The organism is Terrisporobacter glycolicus ATCC 14880 = DSM 1288 (assembly GCF_036812735.1).
In the GTDB taxonomy this organism is placed as follows: Bacteria; Bacillota; Clostridia; order Peptostreptococcales; family Peptostreptococcaceae; genus Terrisporobacter; species Terrisporobacter glycolicus.
The window spans coordinates 738,080-760,376 of record NZ_CP117523.1; the positions used below are offsets into that span (position 1 = coordinate 738,080).

At 29.8% G+C, this 22,297-nt stretch carries 19 protein-coding genes; 18 read left to right on the forward strand and 1 reads right to left on the reverse strand.

What is annotated here, in order from left to right; all coding sequences use genetic code 11:
• From grdB to TEGL_RS03835, 11 genes are all read left to right on the forward strand, one after another.
• Entirely contained in the window at positions 1 to 1,308 is a 1,308-nt protein-coding gene (grdB, locus tag TEGL_RS03785; RefSeq protein ID WP_154650673.1) for a glycine reductase complex selenoprotein B, read from the forward strand.
• 39 nt (positions 1,309 to 1,347) lie between these two features.
• Entirely contained in the window at positions 1,348 to 2,286 is a 939-nt protein-coding gene (gene trxB, locus TEGL_RS03790; RefSeq protein ID WP_018592757.1) for a thioredoxin-disulfide reductase, read from the forward strand.
• A gap of 14 nt (positions 2,287 to 2,300) precedes the next feature.
• The gene (trxA, locus tag TEGL_RS03795; protein ID WP_018592758.1) at positions 2,301 to 2,618 is read left to right on the forward strand and encodes a thioredoxin TrxA; all 318 of its coding nucleotides are present in this window, start codon (positions 2,301 to 2,303) and stop codon (positions 2,616 to 2,618) included.
• A gap of 181 nt (positions 2,619 to 2,799) precedes the next feature.
• Positions 2,800 to 3,270 (forward strand): glycine/sarcosine/betaine reductase complex selenoprotein A, encoded by a 471-nt coding sequence (grdA, locus tag TEGL_RS03800; RefSeq protein ID WP_081617924.1) that lies wholly within the window; start codon positions 2,800 to 2,802, stop codon positions 3,268 to 3,270.
• A 92-nt stretch (positions 3,271 to 3,362) separates the two neighbouring features.
• Positions 3,363 to 5,930 carry a glycine/sarcosine/betaine reductase complex component C subunit beta gene (gene grdC / locus TEGL_RS03805; RefSeq protein ID WP_018592761.1) on the forward strand — a complete coding sequence of 856 codons (2,568 nt, stop codon included), beginning with the start codon at positions 3,363 to 3,365 and terminating at the stop codon, positions 5,928 to 5,930.
• A 205-nt stretch (positions 5,931 to 6,135) separates the two neighbouring features.
• Complete coding sequence (locus tag TEGL_RS03810; RefSeq protein ID WP_018592762.1) at positions 6,136 to 8,070, forward strand: sensor histidine kinase; 1,935 nt, start codon at positions 6,136 to 6,138, stop codon at positions 8,068 to 8,070.
• Between the two features lie 157 nt (positions 8,071 to 8,227).
• On the forward strand, positions 8,228 to 9,034 hold the full coding sequence (locus tag TEGL_RS03815; RefSeq protein WP_018592763.1) for a formate/nitrite transporter family protein: 807 nt from the start codon (positions 8,228 to 8,230) through the stop codon (positions 9,032 to 9,034).
• A gap of 232 nt (positions 9,035 to 9,266) precedes the next feature.
• Positions 9,267 to 10,178 carry a sulfite exporter TauE/SafE family protein gene (locus TEGL_RS03820; protein ID WP_018592764.1) on the forward strand — a complete coding sequence of 304 codons (912 nt, stop codon included), beginning with the start codon at positions 9,267 to 9,269 and terminating at the stop codon, positions 10,176 to 10,178.
• Positions 10,179 to 10,607: 429 nt separating this feature from the next.
• Positions 10,608 to 11,615 (forward strand): proline racemase, encoded by a 1,008-nt coding sequence (locus tag TEGL_RS03825; RefSeq protein WP_018592765.1) that lies wholly within the window; start codon positions 10,608 to 10,610, stop codon positions 11,613 to 11,615.
• Positions 11,616 to 11,690: 75 nt separating this feature from the next.
• Positions 11,691 to 12,572: a sulfite exporter TauE/SafE family protein gene (locus TEGL_RS03830; protein ID WP_018592766.1), complete on the forward strand. Its 882-nt coding sequence runs from the start codon at positions 11,691 to 11,693 to the stop codon at positions 12,570 to 12,572.
• 304 nt (positions 12,573 to 12,876) lie between these two features.
• Entirely contained in the window at positions 12,877 to 13,770 is an 894-nt protein-coding gene (locus TEGL_RS03835) for a sulfite exporter TauE/SafE family protein (RefSeq protein ID WP_018592767.1), read from the forward strand.
• Positions 13,771 to 13,866: 96 nt separating this feature from the next.
• Here the strand turns inward: TEGL_RS03835 and TEGL_RS03840 are convergent, their stop codons facing one another.
• The gene (locus tag TEGL_RS03840; RefSeq protein ID WP_018592768.1) at positions 13,867 to 15,573 is read right to left on the reverse strand and encodes an ABC transporter ATP-binding protein; all 1,707 of its coding nucleotides are present in this window, start codon (positions 15,571 to 15,573) and stop codon (positions 13,867 to 13,869) included.
• Positions 15,574 to 15,765: 192 nt separating this feature from the next.
• Here TEGL_RS03840 and rpoN point away from each other — a divergent pair, with 192 nt between their 5' ends.
• The 7 genes from rpoN (at position 15,766) to TEGL_RS03875 (ending at position 22,268) form a co-directional block, all read left to right on the forward strand.
• A complete protein-coding gene (gene rpoN, locus TEGL_RS03845; RefSeq protein ID WP_018592769.1) occupies positions 15,766 to 17,109 on the forward strand; it encodes an RNA polymerase factor sigma-54 in 1,344 nt (447 codons plus the stop codon).
• A gap of 18 nt (positions 17,110 to 17,127) precedes the next feature.
• Complete coding sequence (locus TEGL_RS03850) at positions 17,128 to 17,667, forward strand: chromate transporter (RefSeq protein ID WP_018592770.1); 540 nt, start codon at positions 17,128 to 17,130, stop codon at positions 17,665 to 17,667.
• Complete coding sequence (locus TEGL_RS03855; protein WP_018592771.1) at positions 17,667 to 18,251, forward strand: chromate transporter; 585 nt, start codon at positions 17,667 to 17,669, stop codon at positions 18,249 to 18,251. Before TEGL_RS03850 ends, TEGL_RS03855 begins: the two co-directional genes overlap by 1 nt.
• Positions 18,252 to 18,381: 130 nt before the next feature.
• Positions 18,382 to 19,077 carry a DNA/RNA nuclease SfsA gene (gene sfsA, locus TEGL_RS03860; RefSeq protein ID WP_018592772.1) on the forward strand — a complete coding sequence of 232 codons (696 nt, stop codon included), beginning with the start codon at positions 18,382 to 18,384 and terminating at the stop codon, positions 19,075 to 19,077.
• Between the two features lie 208 nt (positions 19,078 to 19,285).
• Positions 19,286 to 20,548: a 30S ribosomal protein S1 gene (locus TEGL_RS03865; RefSeq protein WP_018592773.1), complete on the forward strand. Its 1,263-nt coding sequence runs from the start codon at positions 19,286 to 19,288 to the stop codon at positions 20,546 to 20,548.
• Between the two features lie 82 nt (positions 20,549 to 20,630).
• Positions 20,631 to 21,344, forward strand: a complete 714-nt coding sequence (locus TEGL_RS03870) for a phosphatase (RefSeq protein ID WP_018592774.1) — start codon at positions 20,631 to 20,633, stop codon at positions 21,342 to 21,344.
• Positions 21,345 to 21,515: 171 nt separating this feature from the next.
• On the forward strand, positions 21,516 to 22,268 hold the full coding sequence (locus TEGL_RS03875) for a M15 family metallopeptidase (protein WP_018592775.1): 753 nt from the start codon (positions 21,516 to 21,518) through the stop codon (positions 22,266 to 22,268).
• The last annotated feature ends 29 nt before the right edge of the window (positions 22,269 to 22,297 follow it).

Genomic DNA, 22,297 nt, shown 5'->3' on the forward strand with positions numbered 1-22,297 from the left:
TTGAAGATGATAAAAGTTGTTCAATATATAAATCAATTTTTCGCACAAATAGGTGGAGAAGAAATGGCTCATGTTAAGCCTGAAGTAAGAGAAGGTATAGTAGGGCCAGGCGCTGCTTTCAATGCAGCATTTAAAGGAGAAGCTGAAATAGTAGCTACAGTAATATGCGGTGACTCTTATTTCAATGAAAACTTAGAAGAAGCTAAAAAAGAAGTTTTAGAAATGGTTAAACAATATAACCCAGATATATTTATAGCTGGACCAGCATTTAATGCAGGTAGATATGGTGTTGCATGTGGTACTATAGCTACAGCTGTACAAGATGAGTTAGGAATACCATCTTTAACAGGTATGTATATAGAAAACCCAGGTGCTGACATGTTTAAACAAAAAGTTTACATGGTACCAACTAGAAACTCTGCAGTGGGTATGAGAGACGCTGTTAAAGTTATGGCACCTCTTGCACTTAAATTAGGTAAAAAAGAGCCAATAGGATCATCAAAAGAAGAAGGATATATGCCAAATGGTGTAAGAAAGAACTTCTTTGATAGTGAAAGAGGATCTAAGAGAGCTGTAGATATGCTAATTAAGAAATTAAAAGGTGAAGAGTTTACTACTGAGTATCCAATGCCTGATTTCGATAGGGTAGAACCAAATAAAGCCGTTGTTGATTTAAGTAGTGCTAAAATAGCTTTAGTTACTTCTGGAGGTATAGTTCCAAAAGGAAATCCAGATCATATAGAATCTTCAAGTGCTTCTAAATATGGTAAATATGATATAGGATCATTCAAGCATTTAAGCAGTGCTGATCATGAAACTGCTCATGGTGGATATGATCCAGTTTATGCAAATGAAGAGCCAGATAGAGTTTTACCAGTAGATGTACTTAGAGAATTTGAAGAGCAAGGTGTAATAGGAAGTTTACATCAGTACTTCTACACAACTGTTGGTAACGGAACTGCAGTTGCAAATGCTAAGAAGTATGCTGCTGAAATAGCAAAAGAATTAGTTGCAGATGGTGTTAATGCTGTAATCTTAACTTCTACGTGAGGTACTTGTACTCGTTGCGGTGCAACGATGGTAAAAGAAATAGAAAGAGATGGAATACCAGTAGTACACATGTGTACAGTAGTTCCTATTTCTTTAACAGTTGGAGCTAACAGAATAGTACCAACTATAGCTATACCTCATCCTCTTGGAAACCCAGCATTATCATTAGAAGAGGAAAAGAAAATAAGAAGAGAGTTAGTTACAAAAGCATTAAAAGCTTTACAAACTGAAGTTGAAGACCAAACTGTATTTGAATAAGAATCAAGATATATTTACTAGCCTTTTGGAGGGAATATAATGAGTAAAATATATGATGTTGTAGTCATAGGAGGAGGTCCAGCAGGACTTTCAGCTGCATTATATGCAGGAAGAGCAAGACTAAGCACGTTAGTATTAGAAAAGAAAAAAGAAGGTGGTCAAATAGCTCTAACTTCTGAAGTAGAAAACTACCCAGGATGCTTAGAAGGAGAATCAGGACCATCATTAGTAGAAAGAATGCATAAGCAAGTATTACACTTTGGCGCTGAATTTGCTATTGATGATATAGAATCAGTTAATTTAGACGGTTCTGTAAAAGAGTTAAAAGGTAAAAAAGGTACTTACCAAGCCAAAGCTGTAATAATAGCTACAGGTGCTTCATCAAGACCAATAGGTTGTGCAAATGAAAGAGAATATATAGGTAAGGGTGTATCATACTGTGCTACATGTGACGGATCTTTCTTCGAAGATTTCGATATATATGTAGTTGGTGGTGGAGACACAGCAGTTGAAGAAGCAATGTTTTTAACTAAGTTCGGAAGAAGTGTAACATTAATACACAGAAGAGATGAACTTAGAGCTGCTAAATCTATACAAGATAAAGCATTTAAAAATCCTAAGATGAAGTTCATGTGGGATACAGTAGTTAAAGAGGTATCAGGAGATGGAATATTAAGTACTATGGTTGTTGAAAATGTGAAAACAGGTGAATTAACAACTATAGAAGCTGACGAAGAAGATATGACATTTGGATTATTCGGATTCGTTGGATATGTTCCAAAAACAGATATGTTTAAAGATGTATTAACTATGGAAAAAGGTTATATAGTAACTGATGAAAATATGAAGACTAATATAGAGGGAGTATTTGCTGCAGGAGATGTTAGAGTTAAGTCTCTAAGACAAGTAATAACTGCAGCATCAGATGGAGCTATAGCAGCTGTTCAAGCTGAAAAATATATAGAATCTTTAGACTAGTGAGGAGGTAAAAAATGTTAGTAGTAGATAAAAATACTTTTAAAACAGAAGTTCTTGAAAGTGAAGGATATGTGTTAGTAGATTTCTTTGGTGATGGATGCGAGCCATGCGCAGCATTAATGCCTACAGTTGAGTCTTTAAGTGAAAAATATGGAGAACAGTTAAAGTTCACTAAATTAAATACAACTAAAGCAAGAAGACTTGCTATAAGTGAAAAAATATTAGGTTTACCTGTTATTGCTATATATAAAGATGGAGCTAAGGTTGAAGAAGTAGTTAAAGACGATGCAACTGAAGAAAACATCGAAGCAATGATTAAAAAATACCTATAGGTTATAGCGATAACGATATATATTTGAGCGACGTGACGGCGAATTATTTTGCTTCGTTGCAGATATATCCGTTGCTTAAAATATCTATAATAAAAAACAGTTTATAGAATAATAGATGTGTGACACTAAACAGTTATATGTCTATTATTAAAATAAAAAATAAGGACAGGAGGTATTTCTAATGAGTATATTAGAAAAAAAGAAAGTCATCATAATTGGTGACAGAGATGGTATTCCTGGTCCAGCAATAGAAGAATGTGTTAAGACAGCTGGTGGAGAGGTTGTTTTCTCTTCAACTGAATGCTTTGTCTGAACTGCTGCTGGAGCGATGGACCTAGAAAACCAAAAAAGAGTAAAGGAATTTGCTGAAGAATTTGGTTGTGAAAATGTTGTTGTTATGTTAGGTGCTGCAGAAGGTGAAGCTGCAGGACTTGCTGCAGAAACTGTAACTGCAGGAGACCCAACATATGCAGGTCCATTGACAGGAGTCCAGTTAGGACTTCAAGTATACCATGCTTGTGAGCCACAAGTAAAAGAAGAATTTGATGCTGGTGTTTATGACGAGCAAATAGGTATGATGGAAATGGTATTAGATGTTGATGATATAGTAGGTGAAATGTCATCTATAAGAGAACAATTCTGTAAATATTAAGAAAATCTATAAGGATTAAAATAATTTAGCTAATCGATGAAGAGTATTTTAAACTTTTATCGATTAGCTAATTTCAAAATAGGGGGAACAATATGAATAGTGTATTAAAAGCAGCAGGATACATACTTGCTCATACTCCTGATATGGTAATTCATAACGGGACTACTCAAACTACTGAGAGAGTAGTTAATCCAAATTCTGAGTATTTAAAAGTATTAAAAGATCATATAAGAACTTATGATGAAGTGGTAAAATACCCACCAAATCAAGCCTATATAGGAAATATAACTCCAGATGAATTATCTAAATATGCAATGCCTTGGCATGATAAAGAAACTCCAGATGCTAGTAAGTATGGCAAGTTTGGAGAAATAATGCCGCAAGAAGAATTTATAGGATTAATGCAAATATGTGATGTATTTGATTTAGTTAAATTAGAAAAAAACTTTGCATCTTTAAGCAAGAATTTATTAAGCGAGAACAATCTAATTTCATCTGATTTAGTTGTAAAAATTAAAGAAGGTGAAGAATTAGATACTATAATGAAATTTATAGAAGAAGAGCATGCGGAGCCTTTATATAATAATGGAGAAGTAGTAGGTTGTGTGAAAAATGCTCATGATGTAGACACTAATTTATCTGCTCATGTTTTATTTGAAAATTTAGTATCAAAAGCTTCTTGTGCTTTTTCTATAATGAACATGCTTGATAAAAATAATGTAAATAAAGATGATATAGATTATGTTATAGATTGTTGTGAAGAAGCATGTGGTGATATGAACCAAAGAGGTGGAGGAAACTTTGCCAAAGCTGCTGCTGAAATAGCAGGACTTAACAATGCTACAGGATCAGACGTTAGAGGGTTCTGTGCAGGACCTGCTCATGCCATGGTTCATGCTGCTGCTCTTGTAAAAAGTGGTACATTCAAAAATGTAATAGTTTGCGCTGGTGGTTCTACTGCAAAACTTGGTATGAACGGAAAAGATCATGTTAAAAAAGGTATGCCAATACTTGAAGATATGGTTGCTGGATTTGCAGTATTAGTAAGTGAAAACGACGGCGAAAGCCCAGAAATAAGAAATGATATTGTGGGACGTCACACTGTAGGAACTGGTTCTTCTCCTCAAGCAGTAATTAGTTCTTTAGTTAGTGAGCCACTTGAAAAAGCAGGACTTAAAATAACTGATATACAAAAATATTCTGCAGAAATGCAAAATCCAGATATAACTAAGCCTGCAGGAGCTGGAGACGTACCTAATGCTAACTACAAAATGATAGGTGCTCTAGCTGTTAAGATGGGTAACTTAGATAGAAAAGAATTACCTTCATTTATAGAAAATCATGGTATGGTAGGTTGGGCTCCAACTCAAGGACATATACCATCAGGAGTACCTTATCTAGGATTTGCTAGAGAGGATATAATGGCAGGTAGTGTTAAAAATGCCATGATAGTTGGTAAAGGAAGTTTATTCCTTGGAAGAATGACAAATTTATTTGATGGTATATCATTTGTAATAGAAGAAAATCAAGATAAGAAATTTCAAGATTTAGAAGAAGATGAAGCGATAGATGTAAAAATACCCAAAATAGCAATAACTACTATAGGAAGTGAACATGGTGAAAAAAATGTTATAGAAGGAGCTTTAAAAGCTATTAAATCAAATATTTCAGTTACTACTATAGGAAGTGAAAGTGCTGAAGGATTAAAACATGTTAAAACTGATTGTGAAAAAGAAGCACATGAATTAATGGAAAATCTTTTAGACAGCAAGAAAGTTGACGGAGCAGTAACTATGCACTATCCATTCCCAATAGGCGTATCTACTGTAGGTAGAGTTATAACTCCTGAAAAAGGAAGAGAGATGTTTATAGCAACTACTACAGGAACTTCTTCTGCTGAAAGAGTGGAAGGTATGGTTAAAAATGCTATTTACGGAATAATAACTGCTAAAGCTTGTGGAATAAAAAATCCAACAGTTGGAATAGCTAACGTAGATGGTGCTAGACAAGTGGAAATAGCACTTAAAGCATTAAAAGAAAAAGGTTATGATATAAACTTCGCGCAGTCAGATAGAGCAGATGGCGGAGTGGTTATGAGAGGTAACGACTTAATGACAGCGTCAGCTGATGTAATGGTTACTGACTCATTAACTGGAAACTTATTAATAAAAATGTTCTCTGCTTATAACTCAGGTGGAAAATATGAATCTGTAGGCTATGGATATGGACCAGGAATAGGCAAAGATTTCAATAAATTAATAATGATTATATCAAGAGCATCAGGAGCACCGGTTATAGAAGGTGCAATCAAGTTTGCGGCTGAACTTGTAAATAACGATGTTCACAATATATCTAAAGAGGAATTTGCAAAAGTTGAAAAAGCTGGATTCAACGAAGTACTGCAAGGGTTAAAAAAATCTAAGCCTCAAGTATCTGCATCAATTGAAGAAAAGGTAGAAGCACCTGAAAAAGAAGTTGTAACGGAACAAATATCTGGAGTAGATGTAATGGATTTAGAAGATGCAGTGGAATTTTTATGGAAAAATAAGATTTATGCTGAAAGTGGAATGGGTTGCACTGGACCAATAGTACTTGTTAATCCTGCCAATGTGGATAAATCTAGAGCATTATTAATAGAAGCAAAATTTATAAGTGAATAATATTAATTATGGAGTTGTATTTAAGATGAGTAAAATATCATCTTAAATACAACTCTTTTTTATTTTTGACCTAACTAGATTAAAAAACTAAGCTGTTTGAATAAAAAAAGGAAAACGATTCTCTTGATTCGATGATATTAAATGCTATAAAAGTAATGATTAATTTAGTATAATTAAAAAATCAGTTAAAATTAGGAGGTATAATATGGGAGAATATTTAAAGAAAATAGTAGTAACTACATTAACCATATTAATAGGAATAAATTTATTTCTATATAAAATTTATGCAATTGAAAAAAAAGATGTATTGTTTATAACTACTTATAGCTCCTGTACTTCAGATTTTGAAAAAAGAATATCAGGAATAGAAGAAGGTTTAGGAGAAGGGATAGATTTACATACTAAATATTTTAGTGAAAGTATTATTGAAAATAAAGAAGAACAAAAATATTTTGTTGATGAGTTAAAAAATACATTACAAGAAGAAAGTTATGATGCAATAATAGTAGGAGATTATTACACATTAAAATTTGCAATAAAAAATAGAAATGAAATTTTAAAAGATATGCCTATTATTTTTTTTGGAGTATCAAACAGTGAAATAATAGAAGAAGCTATTAGAAAGGATAAGGTGGCAGGAGTTAAACAGGTTTTATTTGTTGATTCTACAATAAATCTAATTAAAAAGTATCATCCTTTTGTAAACAATATAGTAGTAATAAATAACTATGAAGATAGTAAAGAAATAGATGAATTAAAAAATAATATAATACCAAATTTTAAAGGCATAAACTTTAAGTTTATATATACAAGTAAGCTATCAGAAAACGAATTCATACATAAAATAAAAAGTGTAGAAAAGGGTAGTGCAATTTTGACCATATATCCAAATTATTTTGAAAATTCTAATTGGATAAGTGATAAGGATATAAATAAACTAATTAATGAAACTAATAATAAAATTCCCATATATAATTTGGTAGAAGATGGGATAGGAAGTGGAAGTATTGGTGGTAAACTAGTAAGTAGATATAGCCAAGAGAAAAAGGTAGGAGAAATAGCTAAAGATTTCATTGATGGTAAAAATGTTAAACCTTTGTATATAAGTGACAATGATGTTAATAAATATATATTTGACTACGTTAATATGAGTAAGTTTCAGATTAGACCTAATATGCTACCGAGAGATACCAGGCTAATTAATGCTCCAAAGGATTTTATAACTTTATACAAGGGATTATTTATATTTATAATACTATTTGTCGTAACATTAATTATAGTCATAATTACGCTTATACGATATTTAGCATATAAGAAAAAACATGAAGAAATACTTAAGAGCGCAATGAATGAAATTGAAGAGATAAATAGGCTAAAAAATCATTTTATAATTAATATGAATCATGAATTAAAAACTCCTATAACAGTAATAAACTCTGTTATGCAGTTAACTAAATATATGAAAAAGCAGGAGGAACAACACTTTATAAGTGAGAAAAATATTGTTTTAGTAGAAGATAACTGCCAAAGACTTTTAAAATTGGTTAATAATATAATAGATTTAGAAAAGATTGACTCAAAAGGGATTAATTTAAATATGGAAAATGTAAATATAGTTGAAGTAATAGAAGATACAGTTTTGTCAGTTGTTCCATATGCACAAGCAAGAAATATAGATATAACTTTTGATACAACAGAAGAAGAAATAATTATGTCTGTAGATAAAAATAAAATAGAAAGAATAGTATTAAACTTATTATCTAATAGTATTAAGTATTCTAAAAAAGCTGGTTTTGTAGATGTAAAGATAGATATATGTGAGAATAATTTGCATATTGTAGTTGAGGATGATGGTATAGGAATTGATGAAGAACACTTAAATAAAATATTTGAGAGATTTGTAAGACTGGATAATTCCTTAACCAGATCAAATGAAGGAAGTGGAATAGGATTATCTATTGTAAAAGCTTTTGTGGATTGTCACAATGGAAATATATACGTTAAATCCATAAAAAATATAGGAACAAGTTTTATAATAAGTATTCCTATAGAGATAAAAGATTATGATGATGAAAATGATGTTAAGCAAATAAGTGCAGATAATCATATTAAACAAGAATTGTCTGACCTATATTTGTAGAACATTATAGATAGTAAGGAAATAAATTATTTGATTGAAAAATTTTCCAGTTTAAAACTTTATTTTTTGTTTTAAAAAAGTTTATCTATGTGCTAAAATAAAAAAGGTTGTATACAAGATACAAAATGGAATAAATGATGAATAGGAGACATAGGTAATGAATGAAGAAACAATTCAATTATTAGCTCATAAAGCTGAAGACAAAATTAATACGCTTAATGAGAGTAAATTAAAGTATTTAGTACTATCAATATTTGCAGGAATGTTTATAGGACTTGGATGTATATTAATATTCACTATAGGTGGGCAATTACATGCTGGAGAATCACCAGCAACGAAAATAGTTTCAGGGATGTCATTCTCATTTGCACTAAGTGCAATTATAACATTAGGATATGAACTATTTACAAGTAATACAATGATTATGACTATGGGAAGCTTAGCTAAAGCCACTAGTGCAAAAGATGGAATAAGAATAATGGTATATAGTTACTTTGGGAACTTCTTAGGAGCAATACTTGTATCACTTTTATTTGTAGGAACTGGCTTTGCATCTAGTGGACATACAATGGATTATTTTGCATACTGTGGTGCTTATAAAGTTGCAGCACCAGCTTTACAACTATTCTGTAGAGGGGTTTTAGCTAACATATTAGTTTGTGCAGCTGTACTTGCAGCTTACAAGACGAAAGATGAAATGGCTAAGATAGCTATAGTATTTTTATTGATATTTGCCTTCGTAACAAGCGGATTTGAACACTGTATTGCTAATATGACTACTTTATTAGTATGTTTATTCTCACCAGTAGCTAATGACGTTACAGTAGCAAATGCTTTATACAGTATGTTGTTTGTTACATTAGGTAATATAGTTGGTGGAGCAGGGTTCTACGGATTCTTAACTTACTTTATGTCAAAGAAAAAAGAAAATAAAACTATTGAAACAGTTAGCAAAGCTTGCTAATTATATATAAAGACCTTCTTTGTTTAAAATTCAAAGAAGGTCTTTTTTTATAATTTCACCTGATGCAAGTGTAGTGCAAATTATATATGTATTATGTATATTGCCATTATAGATAGTCTAATAACATTTTATTTAGAATAAATATATAGTGAGCATACTATATATTTATACAAGCTAGTTATAAATCTCAGCAAGTGGGATTTAACTATATAAATTTTAAGGAGGAAGTAACATGTTAAACTTTGTAAGAGTGATTTGGGCAGTATTGATGGCATTTTATTACTATGTATTTATTAAAGATTACAAGCAAGTTAAGGTATCGGGTGAGCTTGATGAGGTTAGTGTAGCAAAAGTGGGTGTTGTGGGATTTATAACTAATTTCTTTGATACTTTAGGAATAGGTTCCTTTGCACCAACAGTAGCATTTAATAAGTTCTTGAAAATGGGAGTAAGAAATAAGGATTTACCAGGACTATTAAATGTAGGAGATACTTTACCAGTTATGTGTGAAGCGGTAATATTTACTACGGTTATAGATGTAGAACCAGTAACATTGGTAACGATGTTAGTAGCATCTGCAGTAGGTTCTTGGTTAGGCGCTGGTATAATATCCAAGTTAGATGAAATTAAAATTCAAAAAATTATGGGATTTGCTTTATTAGTGACAGGTGCTTTAATGACTTTAGGTGCATTAAATTTAATGCCAGGTGGCGGAGAAGCCATAGGCCTTACGGGAGTAAAATTAGTTATAGGGATTGTAGGTAACTTTATACTTGGAGCATTAATGACGGCAGGTATCGGACTTTATGCACCTTGCATGGCTTTAATTTACTTCTTAGGTATGTCTCCAGCAGTTGCTTTCCCGATAATGATGGGATCATGTGCTACATTAATGCCAGTATGTTCAGTTAAATTTATTAAAGAAGGAGCATACCCTAGAAAAGCTGCATTACTACTTGGATTATTTGGAGCAATAGGAGTATTTATTGCGGCATATATAGTTAAATCATTGCCACTTGATATATTGAGATGGTTAGTAATTGCAGTCGTATTCTATACTTCTATATCTATGTTGATTTCAGCATATAAGAAAAAAGATTCTGAAGATAATGATAGTACAGAAAATAATGAAAATCATAAATAAAAAAATAACAATTGTATATTGAAAAATAACAAAAAAATGCAAAAAACATATAAAAATAAACCCCAAAATTGCAAAATGGAATAAAATTAATGTTAAATATATACCATGTCTTCTACATATGGTATATATTTTTTGTAATAAAAAAGCATTATGGAAAAATGTGAAAATTTTGTTGAATAGTTGAGATTAATTAACTATAATGAAAATAGGTAAGTAGATAAGTTGTAAAAAGTGGTCGATAAATGACTGAAAATTTACATTTTTACGGTGATGGTATTCGCGCTATATATATACACTTTATTGTCAATTAATTAACGTTAAGAAGTAAATATAGACGCTGAAACCGTTTTTTTATCTGTTTATCATAGATTAATTCAATAAATATATTATAAATATTTATTTTAATAATGATTTTAGGGGGACAGGCAAATGAAATTTTCAAGAAGCATTCAAGCAATTGACTCTCATACTATGGGAGAACCAACAAGAATAGTTACAGGAGGAATTCCTAATATAAAAGGTAATACTATGGCTGAGAAAAAAGAGTATTTAGAAAAAAATCTTGACCATTTAAGAACAGCTATAATGTTAGAACCAAGAGGGCATAATGATATGTTCGGTTCTATAATAACTCAACCTTGTGATCCAACTGCTGATTTCGGTATCATATTCATGGATGGTGGAGGATACCTAAACATGTGTGGACATGGTTCAATAGGTGCTATAACTGCTGCTATAGAAACAGGAATGGTAGATATGGTAGAACCAGTTACTCATGTTAGAATGGAAGCTCCAGCAGGAATGATAGAAGCAGAAGCTAAAATAGTAGATGGAAAAGTTAGAGAAGTATCTTTCGTAAACGTTCCAGCTTTCTTATACAAAAGAGACTGTGAAATAGAAATGGCTCCTTATGGGAAAATAAAATTTGACATATCATTTGGAGGAAGTTTCTTTGCAATAGTTCATGCAAGTCAATTTGGTGTTAAGGTTGAGCCTAAGAACACTCAATTATTAAACAACATAGGTATGGAAATGAGAGAAATAGTTAACAGAGAAATAGCTGTACAACATCCAACTTTAGCTCATATAAATACTGTTGATTTAGTTGAAATATATGATGACCCTACTCATCCAGAAGCAACTTACAAAAACGTTGTTATATTTGGTCAAGGTCAAGTGGACAGATCTCCATGTGGAACTGGTACAAGTGCTAAACTTGCTACTTTATATGCAAAAGGAGAAATTAAAGAAGGAGAAAACTTTGTATACGAAAGTATATTAGGAACTCTATTCAAAGGTAAGATAGTAGGTCTTGATAAAGTTGGTGAATTTGATGCAGTAAGACCTGAAATAACTGCAGCAGCTTATATAACAGGATTCAATCATTTTGTTATAGATGATGAAGATCCAGTTAAGTATGGTTTTATATTAAAATAGCATCTAATTCAATAACTTAATTAAGATTTCAACTATAAATATAATAATACAAAAGAAAATAGGGGGAATCATATTATGGTTAATATTGTAAGAATAATTTGGGCCATTATAATGTCTGTATATGGATACTTCTTCATAAAAGACTACAGACAAGTATCTGCAGCAGGTGAATTAGATGATGTAAATGTAGGAAAAGCAGGTTTTGTAGGTTTTGCTACAAACTTCTTTGATACATTAGGGATAGGATCATTTGCACCGACAGTTGCATTAAACAAATTTATGAAAATGGGAGTTAGGGATAAAGAACTTCCAGGATTATTAAATGTTGCTGACACTCTTCCAGTTATGTGTGAAGCAGTAATATTCACTACAGTTATAGAAGTTGATCCAGTAACATTAATATCTATGCTTGCAGCAGCAGCTTTAGGTTCATATCTTGGAGCTGGTGTAATAGCTAAAATGGATGAAGTAAAAATCCAAAAAGTTATGGGTATTGCTTTATTAATAACTGCTGTACTAATGTTATTAAAACAACTTGGATTAATGCCAGGTGGTGGAGATGCAATAGGACTTTCTGGAGTTAAATTAGTTATAGGTGTAGTGGGTAACTTTATACTTGGAGCTTTAATGTCTGCTGGTATAGGATTATATGCACCATGTATGGCATTAGTTTATTTCTTAGGAATGAATCCACAAGTTTCTTTCCCAATAATGATGGGATCTTGTGCAACATTAATGCCAGTTGGATCAGTTAAATTTATAAAAGAAGGGGCTTATCCAAGAAAAGCAGCTTTAATAATAGCTTTATCTGGGACAGTTGGGGTATTTGTAGCTGCATACTTAGTTAAATCTTTACCAATGGATGTATTAACTTGGTTAGTTATAGCTGTTATATTCTATACTTCTGCATCTATGTTAATGGCTGCTAGCAAAGCTAGCAAAAAAATAGAAGCATAATAAAAATTAAGTGATTGCAATGTATTTTAATAAGAATATGCCACGATTTATCGTGGCATATTTTTTTATTTCAAAAATAAACTTCCTAATTTTAATATTATTCAAATGGATAACATCAATAAATATGAGATTATTAAAAATTTTTTATATTCAAAAATAGATTTATGTAAATATTAATCAATTGCTTGAATATTTTTTAACAAATTATTATAATTAAGAGGTAAACGTTTGTCAAATAAAGAATATTGTCGAACTTTATACTGTATAATATAATAAAAAGATAAATTTTAGGAGGAGTTAACAAATGTTATTAGCATTAAGAGGAATTCTATTATCTTTAATGGGCGTTTATTATTACACTTTTTTTAAAGATTATAGACAAGTAAAGGAAGCAGGAGAATTAGACAATCCTTCTGTAGTAAAAGTTGGAGTCCTAGGATGGGTAGCTAACTTTTTTGATACATTAGGTATCGGATCATTTGCCATTATAGTAGCAGCTAATAAATTCTTTAAAGTAGGAATAAAAGATAAAGAACTTCCAGGATTTTTAAATGTTGGAAATTGTTTACCAGTTATGTGTGAAGCGTTTATATTTACTACAGTTATTGAGGTAGATCCTTTAACACTATTCTCTATGTTAATAGCTGCAGCTGTGGGTTCATACATAGGAGCAGGAGTAATAGCTAAGATGGATGAAGCTAAAATACAACTAATAATGGGAATAGCTCTTTTAGCTACTTCAGTATTAATGTTTTGTAGTAAAATGGGATACATGCCAGGAGGTGGAGATGCAATAGGGCTTTCTGGAGTAAAACTTGTTATAGGTGTTGTTGGTAATGCAATCCTTGGAGCATTAATGACAGCCGGTGTTGGACTATTTGCACCATGTATGGCATTAACTTATTTCTTAGGACTATCTCCACAAGTTACATTCCCAATAATGATGGGATCTTGTGCAATGTTACAACCAGTATCTTCTGTTAAATTTATAAAAGAAGGAGCATACCCTAGAAAAGCTTCATTAGTATTAGGATTATGCGGAGCAGTTGGGGTATTTGTGGCAGCATTTATTGTCAAGTCATTGCCAATAGAAACTTTAAAATGGGTTGTAATGGCAGTTCTTGTTTACACTGGAGCTAGTATGATATCTGGTGCAATTAAAAACCTAAAAAAAGAATCTAAAGTAGTTACAGAATAATTTATAAGTAAATTTGTTATTTAATATATTAAGAGGTTGAATCAATGATTCAACCTCATTTTAACTTCTAATATATTAACTGGACAAAAGTAGTGCTTAAAGTAAATTATCATTTTGAATGGTATATAAACTATAGAAGTATCCTTTTTGATTTAATAAATTATAGAAGTTACCTATTTCGATAATTTTTCCATTTTTCATAACAATAATTTCATCATAATTAATTAAAATACTCTTGATCAACTTATGAGTGACTGTTATTAAAGTCAAATCGTTTAAGTTTAAAAGGGATTTCTCTAAGTTATAAGCTGTTTCATTATCTAGGGCAGAAGTAGATTCATCTAAAATCAGTATTTGCGTATTATTTATTAAAGCCCTTGCAATAGCAATTCTTTGCTTCTCACCACCTGATAATTTATTACCATTTTCACCAACTAAAGAATTAATTCCTTTGGGCAATCTATCAATCAATTTATTTAATCCAGACCTTTCGCAGGAGTTTATAATTTCATCATCAGTATGATTAGAATAAAGCCTTATGTTTTCTTTTATACTATCATCAAACATAAATACATTTTGCTGAATCATAGATATATTTTTATATAAGTCAGAACTATAAATATTTTTTAAATCATTATCATCAATAATTATTTTACCTTCATAATCACTATAATATCTCATAATAAGTTTTATCAAAGTACTTTTACCAGAGCCACTTTCACCAACAATAGCATACTTTTTATTCTTATTTATTTTTAAATTAATATTATATAAGGCTTTTCTTTCTTCATTATAAGAAAAATTAAGATTTTTAATTTCTATAGAACTTGTAAAATTATTTAACTTAGTATTTTCAAAACTATCTTTAGTATCTTCTAAAAGATTCTCTATTTTATCAGCGATAAGTGATACAGACCTAATTTGATTTATTAATGAAATACTTAATTTTACTGGACCGACAATATGAGTGCTTAGTTGAATAATTATTATAGCAGTACCAACAGTTATACTTTTTTTGTACATAAGATATCCACCAAGAAGAAGAACTCCTAGATAAATTGTAACGCTAAAGGATAAAGAAAATCCTCTTATTATCGCCTCTAAAACAGAGTAATTTTTCTTAGAAGTTTCCACGTTATTTGATGCAATATTAAAAATTTCATTTATTTTATTACTTATATTAAATCCCTTAATTACTTCAAAGCCAGAAAACAAATCTTTTGTAACAGAAGTCACCTGCTCTAAATTTTCAGAGTACTTATTTTTTTGAATAACTAATTTTTTTGATAAAGCATTTGGTATAATAAATCCTAAAACTCCAAAAATAGAAATGAAAATTACTATACTTGGACTAATTGAAAATAAGACGACTAATGAAATTGCAAAGGATATGATACATGATATAACTTGAAAAAGGTTATTAAAGAAGCTATCTTCAATAATTTTTATATCATTATATAAGATTGAAATATATTTCCCACTGTTATCTAAAGAAAAGTCTTTTATATCCTTATTTATGACTTTAGAAAAAATGTCTGTTCTTAAATAATTTACAGTATTTTTAATATAAGATGACATAACAACACCATCTATATATTCTGTTACAAACATAATTACTATTAAAGATATACTAGTTATAGTAATAGTTGCAAACTTACTACTGTCACCACTTGCAAATATATCTACTATAAATCCCATTAGAAAATCAAAGCAAATACTTGCTAGAGCAACTAAAGAGATGGTTATTATTCTACATAAAAATTGATATTTATACTTTAATGTATATTGCCACAAAGTATTCATATTACCTCCTTAAAATTTTAATATGATAAATTTAAATGCTTCAAGATTTATTATACATGTATTTTGTTGAATTAAGTGATAAAGATTTATTGAAGTGTTTAAATATATTAACTATAATGGATTTAGATATTTAAATTTACAAACAATAGATTTGTAAGAATTATTGTAAATATTGAAAAGGGGATAAAAAGTATGAACTTAAATAATAGATTAGATATAATTCAATCACAAAAGCTTGTTATGACAACTCAATTAAAACAATCCCTAGATATTTTAAATATGAGTAATTTAGAGTTAGAAGATGAAATAAAAAGAGAGTCAGAAGAAAATCCGGTCTTAGAAATAGAAAATAAGGGAGATATAGATTGGGAGGAATTTGCTAAAAATATTGATAATAAAAGTTACAATATAAAAAGTTATGACCTAGATAATGATTTTACTTTAGAAAATTTGGCAAGATATGAAAGTAATCTATATGATTATGTTAAAGAACAGTTATCATTTTTGAAATTAAGCAATAAAGAAAAAGAAGTTTGTGAGTATATTGTTGATTGTTTAGATAAGGATGGATACTTGGGAACTGATGAAAAATTCATACTTGATGAACTAAATATAGATAATAATTATTTTGAGGCGTGTTTAAAAAATATCCAGCAACTAGAACCTAGTGGAATAGGGTCAAGGAGTCTTAGTGAGTGCTTGTTAATTCAAATGAAGAACAAAAATATAAACGATGATATTTTAAAATCTATTATAATTGAAGATTTAAATTTAATAGGACAAAATAAAATAAAATTTATTAGCAAAAAATATGATATAAGCATTGAAGAGTGTGTAGAATATATTGAAAAGATTAAAGAATTTGATCCTAAGCCAGGAAGATTATGTAGCAATGAAAAAACAGTTTATATTCAACCTGATGTTACTGTAAGAAAAATTGATGGAGAATTTATTGTTTATATGAATGATAATACTAATTTTCATTTATGTATAAATAATTATTATAAAAGTGTGCTAAGTAACCCTGCATCAGATGAAAATGCTAAAGAGTTTATAAAAAATAAACTTAACCATGCTCTTAATCTTTTGAAAAACATAGAAACAAGAAAAAGCACTATTTTAAAAATAGCAGAAGTAATAGTAAGAGAGCAAAAAGAGTTCTTTATTGATGGAATTAAGCATATTAAGCCAATGAGATTAAAAGATATAGCCCTAGATCTTGGATATCATGAGTCAACTATTAGTAGAGGGATTAATAGTAAATATATGTTAACTCCTTTTGGCTTATTTGAGTTTAAATACTTTTTCAGCACTGCAATTCAAAGTGAAGAAGAAGAAGGTACATCAAGTACTAAAATTAAAAATATGATAAAAGAATTTATAAATAAAGAAAACAAATTAAAGCCTTTAAGTGATGATAAAATATGTAAATTATTGAAAACTGAAGGAATAACAGTAGCTAGGAGAACAGTGGCAAAATATAGAGAAGAAATGAATATACTATCTTCTTCTAAAAGAAAGCAATTTGTTAAATAGACAAATAGGAGGCAATATATGAAGGAATTAATGGACTTATTTATTGCATTTGCAAGAGTGGGGGTACTAACATTTGGAGGTGGATATGCCATGCTTCCAATTTTACAAAGAGAAATTGTTGAAAAAAATGACTGGGCGACTGACAAAGAACTTATGGATTACTATGCCATAGGACAGTGTACTCCAGGCGTAATAGCTGTAAATACAGCAACATTTATAGGACAGAAGAAAAAAGGTATAGTAGGAGGTATCATGGCAACGTTAGGTGTTGTAATGCCCTCTCTTATCATAATAACAGCAATCGCAGCTTTTATAAGTAATTTTTCTGACTTAGCAATAGTAAAAAATGCATTTGCTGGAGTTAGAGTATGCGTTTGTGTACTTATATTTAATGCTGTAGTTAAGCTATGGAAAAGTTCTGTAGTTGATAAGGCAACTCTTATTATTTTTACTGGTGTATTTTTAGGTTCTGTATTTACAGACTTATCACCAATATTATTTGTGGTTATTACTGCTGTAGCAGGTATAATAGTGAAAAATATGGAGGTGAAGCATTAATGATTTATCTTCAGTTATTTTTCGAATTTTTTAAGACTGGATTATTTGCAGTAGGAGGAGGAATGGCAACACTTCCTTTTCTTTATGATATGGCAGACAAAACAGGATGGTTTACATCAGGTCAACTTGCAGATATGATAGCAGTTTCAGAATCAACGCCAGGACCAATAGGTGTAAATATGGCTACATATGTAGGATTTACAACAGCAGGAATAGGAGGAGCTATAATAGCAACTTTAGGACTTGTAACACCATCTATTATAATTATTATAATAATATCTTATTTCTTAAAATCCTTTAGAGAAAATAAATATGTAGATGCAGCATTTTATGGTCTTCGCCCAGCTTCTACAGGACTTATTGCAGCGGCGGGTATGACTGTGGTTACAATAACATTACTTCAAATGGATTTATTTAAAAGTAGTGGGGAAATACTAGACTTACTTAACTGGAAATCTTTGATCTTAGCAATAATAATTTATGTTCTATCAAATAATGTAAAGCAAACTAAAAAACTTCACCCAGTATTCTTTATAGTAGGATCGGCTATAGTAGGAATAATATTTGGGTTTGCAGGTGTATAAAAGAAGTACAAGGAGCAATAAAAATTATTGCTCCTTTAATAATACCTTAAATCTTTAAAAATAATTTTAATTTTTAAAGAATGGGTATAATATTTTTAAGCATAAGAGAATGAGTAAATAGGAGAATAAAATGAAATATAATAATATGATAAAAGCTAAATTTATAGAAAGACCTAATAGATTTGTAGCTTATTGTGATGTAAATGGGGAAGTTGAAAAAACTCATGTGAAAAATACAGGCAAATGTAAAGAGCTATTAGTACCTGGGTACGAAGTATATTTAGAAGAAAGTAATAATCCTGCTAGAACAACAAAATATTCCTTAATAGCAGTTAAAAAAGGTGATAGACTAATAAATATGGACTCTCAAGTTACAAATAAAATGGTTTATGAAGCATTAGAAGATAAGTCATTAATATTACCAGGATTTAATGAAGAAATCACTTTAATAAAACCAGAAAAAACATACGGTAATTCTAGATTTGATGTTTATGTAGAAGGTAAATCTAAAAAAGCATTTATAGAAGTTAAGGGATGCACCCTAGAAATAGATGGGGTAGTAAAATTTCCAGATGCAAAAACAGAAAGAGGAGTAAAGCATGTGAAAGAGCTAATAAAAGCTAAAGAAGAAGGCTATTTAGCGTACATAATTCTTATTATTCAAATGGAAGATGTACTTTATTTTACTCCTAATGTAGATATGCACAAAGAATTTGGGGATGCACTTAAGGAGGCAAATGAAAAAGGAGTCAAAGTTCTAGCTTACGATTCAAAAGTAGAAATTGACAATATAACACTTAATAACCCTGTAAAAGTAATATTATAAAAAAGAAGTTAATTCTACTAAAATAAATGGAAATTACAACAATATAATTGATAAATTTACTAAATAAAGTTAAGATACTATTGTAAAGCAAAATATTTTGAAAATAATTGAAAAATACTGATAAAATATTGTATAAATCTGTAAGTATTTGAAATTTTAATGGTATAATATAAAAAAGTAAGATTATTAGGTGAAAGGATGTAGAACAATGACTAAAGAATTATCTATGCAAGAGCTGCTAGACCAACAAGAACAGCTACTTAGTTCAATAAAAGTTGGAGAGACTATAGCGGGAACTATAACTAAAATAAATAATGATGAAGTAACTGTAGGACTTAATATAGGTTTTGACGGAGTAATCCCAGTAAGTGAATTAAACTTACAAAAAAATCAAGAGGTATCTGATGTATATAAAGTTGGAGATGAAATATCTGCTGTTATAACTAAAGTATCAGAAAAAGACTGCACATTAAAACTATCTAAATTAAGATTAGATATGGTAGCTGATAAAAAAGAATTAGAAAATGCACATGCTGAACACAAAATATTAACTGTAAATGTAGTAAAAACTATACAAAGAGGGGTATTTGCTACCTACAAATCAGTTGAATTATTCATACCAATATCTCAATTAAATACTAAGTTTGTAAGTGATACAAAAGAATATCAAGATGCTAATTTAGAAGTTTATATAATAGAATTCAATGAAAAAGCCAATAAGATAGTAGGTTCACATAGAGAAGTATTACAAGAGCGTTTAGACCAAGAAAGAAAAGCTAGAAAAGAAAGAATTCAAGCTGAAAGAGAAGAACAAAGACAAAAAGCAAGAGAAGAAAGAGAAGCTGAAAAAGCTAGAGTTAAAGCAGAGAAAGAAGCTTTAGTAGATTCTTTAGAAGTTGGACAAAAAAGACACGGAAAAGTAACTAACATAGTAAGTTACGGAGCTTTCATCGATTTAGGTGGGGTTGAAGGTTTAGCTCACATAAATAATTTATCTTGGAAAAGAGTAGAATCTGTAGAAGATATGCTACAAGTAGGACAAGAAGTTGATGTTTATGTATTAGATGTAAACAAAGAAACAGCTAGAATAGGATTAGCATTAAAAGACATAAATAACGATCCATGGGATTTAATATCTAAGGAAGTAAATGTTGATGATATAATAACTGGTAAAGTTGTTAGAATAATAGACAAAGGTGCTTTTGTTGAAATAAAAGAAGGTGTAGAAGCATACTTACCAATATCTCACTTAAAAGAAGAAAGAGTTGCTAACGTAAGTAGTGTTGTAAATCCTGGAGATGAAATAACAGTTAGAGTATTAACTTTCGATCCATCTCATAAGAGAATGTCTGTATCTATAAAAGATGTTAATAAAGAGCCAGAAGAAGATTACAGTGAATTCCTAAATAAAGAAGAAGATTTAGGGTCAACTATAGGTGATTTATTAAAAGGAAAGTTAGATAATAAATAATAATAAATACACTTAAGCCATATTGCAAAAGCTATATGGCTTTTAACATATGATAAATTCTGCAATAAAGGAGAAGACGTAAATGAAGGGTATAATTGATTTACACACTCATGCTCTATCTAGTGGGCATGCATACAGTACAGTAAAAGAAAACATAGAATATGCTAAAATTAATGGATTAAAATACTATGGCTTATCTGACCATGGTATAAATATGCCAGGAGGACCGCATCTATTTTATTTTCAAAATTTAAAGGTATTACCTAAGGAAGTAGATGGCGTTAGAATTCTTAAAGGAATGGAAGCTAATGTTATAGATTATGATGGAAATATTGATGTGGAAATTGATAAATATATAAAAGGATTAGATTATATAATAGCAAGTCTTCACACAGTATGTTTGGAGCCTGGAACAAAAGAAGAAAATACTAGAGCAACATTAAATGCGATGGATCATGAATTAGTAAAAGTTATAGGTCATCCAGATGATGGAAGATATTTATTGGACTATGAAGTCATTGTTAAAAAGGCAAAGGAAAAGAATATATTATTAGAGGTTAATAATTCATCATTAAACCAAGGTTCATTTAGACCAAATGCCCGTGAAAATTATATAGAGTTACTTAATTTGTGCAAAGAACATAAGGTAAGAATTATTTTAGGAAGCGATGCGCATATTTGTTATCAAGTTGGTATTTTTGATAATGCAGAAAAGCTACTTGAAGAGGTTGATTTTCCAAAAGAATTAGTTATCAATTATCATGAAGATGAGATATTAGAATTTTTTCAATTATAAAATTTAAATTTGAATTTTAACTAAAGCCATACTATAAATTAGTATGGCTTTTATTTTGCAAATTTAATATGTAAATAAAAGTAAAAAAATACAAAACAATACAAAAAATAGTCGAAAAAATGTTATAATATAAAGTGATTTTGATAATTAATATTATGAGGGAGTTATGGAATGAATCAAAAGAAAGTATATAGTACGATTGGAGTTATACTTTTATTTGGTGGTTTTTTATTATTTTGTGGGGTAAAAAATTTTACACAAGCTAAAGAGTTATCTGCCAAAAAACAAGTATCAAAAAGTAATGCACTTGATTATAGTGGTGAAAAGGATACTAACAAGGAGTTTAAAAATATACAAGACTTAGTATATAAGAATAAAAATGGAATAGCAAAATTAGTAAATAAAGAAAATAGATTAAAATCAAGCTATGAACCTAATGACTTGGTTATTCCTGATGTTAAGACTACAAAGTTTGATATTTATATAAGTAAAACTGCTTCCAATAGTTTGGAAAAAATGTTTAAAGCTGCAAAAGAAAAAGGAGTATATCTTTATTTAATAAGTGGCTATAGATCTAGTAGTTACCAAAAAAAGATATATTCAGATTCTTTAATACATAATGGAAAAGAGTATACAGAACAGTATTTATCAAAAGCTAATTATAGTGAGCATCAAACGGGTTTAGCAGTAGATGTTTCTTCAAAATCAATAGCATATCAACTAATACCAGAATTTGAAACAACAAAAGAAGGTAAATGGTTAGAAAAAAATGCACATAACTATGGGTTTATATTAAGGTATAAAAAGGATAGAGAAGAAAATACAGGTTACGGTTTTGAACCATGGCATTTTAGATATGTAGGAAATGATATAGCAAAATATATTTATGATAATGATTTAATACTTGAAGATTTGTATAAATAATTTTAAACATCTAATTAAAAAGCATCTAA